3 protein-coding genes are annotated in these 1,215 nt (G+C 35.1%); all 3 read left to right on the plus strand.

All coding sequences use genetic code 11. The features are described 5' to 3' along the window. A partial coding sequence (locus EUA93_RS21405; RefSeq protein WP_129402382.1) for a replication/maintenance protein RepL occupies nucleotides 1-489 on the plus strand: 489 nt, incomplete at its 5' end. 63 nt (nucleotides 490-552) lie between these two features. After that, on the plus strand, nucleotides 553-993 hold the full coding sequence (locus EUA93_RS21415; RefSeq protein WP_165355265.1) for a helix-turn-helix transcriptional regulator: 441 nt from the start codon (nucleotides 553-555) through the stop codon (nucleotides 991-993). Between the two features lie 54 nt (nucleotides 994-1,047). Further along, a partial coding sequence (locus EUA93_RS21725; RefSeq protein ID WP_165355266.1) for an EexN family lipoprotein occupies nucleotides 1,048-1,215 on the plus strand: 168 nt, incomplete at its 3' end.

The following is a 1,215-nucleotide window of genomic DNA, read 5'->3' on the forward strand; positions in this document are numbered from 1 at the left end:
GAAACAAACCCGTTTTTAGAGCTTATGACGATCCCGATGAAAGGGAAACGGATACAAGTATCTCGTCTTGGGCGGGATGACAATGTTTTGGTTAATCAAAACACGGGAGAAAAGTTTGGAACACATGTAACCACTTTTAAGCGTGTAGATAGTGAGCAATTTGTTAAGTTGTTTACTGCGAATATTGGGTTAACGTTTGATTTATCATCGGCAGGAATTAAAGCTTTTAATGTTCTTTTATGGGCTGTTCAAAAACAAGCCTTTGCAAAGGATCAGGTTCTTTTGGATTCAAGGGCTCTTGATGACTTTTTAAAAAGCTATGATAGCTTAAAACTTAGTTATGCTACGTTAAAGAGAGGAATTAACGAGTTAGAAAAAGCTCAGATTATAGCAAAGACAATGCGTAAAGGATTTTATTTTATAAACCCCAATTTTGTATTTAATGGAGATCGAATAGCATTTACAACCCTAATTGAGAGGGATTGTTAATCGATAGAACAATACAATGCAGGATAGACAATCATGGTCAAAATGTTAACATTTTATCCATGATTGTCCAAAAACGATGTTTTTGCCTGTGCCTGCCGCAGGCTACTAGAAGTAGTCGCAGGCGAACAAAAGTGGTGTTTTGTTCGCCTGCTAATCACAACAACCTGGCTAGAGGTTTTTATGACTAAACATGATGCTATACGCATTTCTCAACTTCATCAAATTTTTTACGATGATGATGGATTAATTGATTCAGAAAAGAACGTGACTATTTTATACAGTATAGGATTTACAGTTGATGAAATAGCTCATTTTAGAAATTCAACACCAAACACAGTTGCGAGTCAGCTATTAAATGCAAGGGTTAAATTAGGTTGCGCCTCGGTTTCATCTTTAAAGCCAATGATCTTATTAAGATTGCTTTTGAACATAAAAGAGATTCGTTTTGGATTCGAAACTGATTGCAAAGAATATAGTTCAATAGGTATTTTTGCTCTTGACTAGAATTACAATTGCTGATTGTATCAGCAATTGTAATGTCCATACGAGGAATCAAAGATGAAAAAAATTTGTACGCTCTTAATGTCTATTTTCATTCTTTCCGCATGTGGTGAAGATACAAAATCATCAGATTGGTGGCTTAATCATCCCAAAGAAGCGACGGAGAAATATAAGGAGTGTAAAAAGTCAGGGGAAGATTCTGTTAATTGTCAAAATGTTAAAAAA

This window comes from Nocardioides oleivorans, from assembly GCF_004137255.1.
GTDB lineage: Bacteria > Actinomycetota > Actinomycetes > Propionibacteriales > Nocardioidaceae > Nocardioides > Nocardioides oleivorans.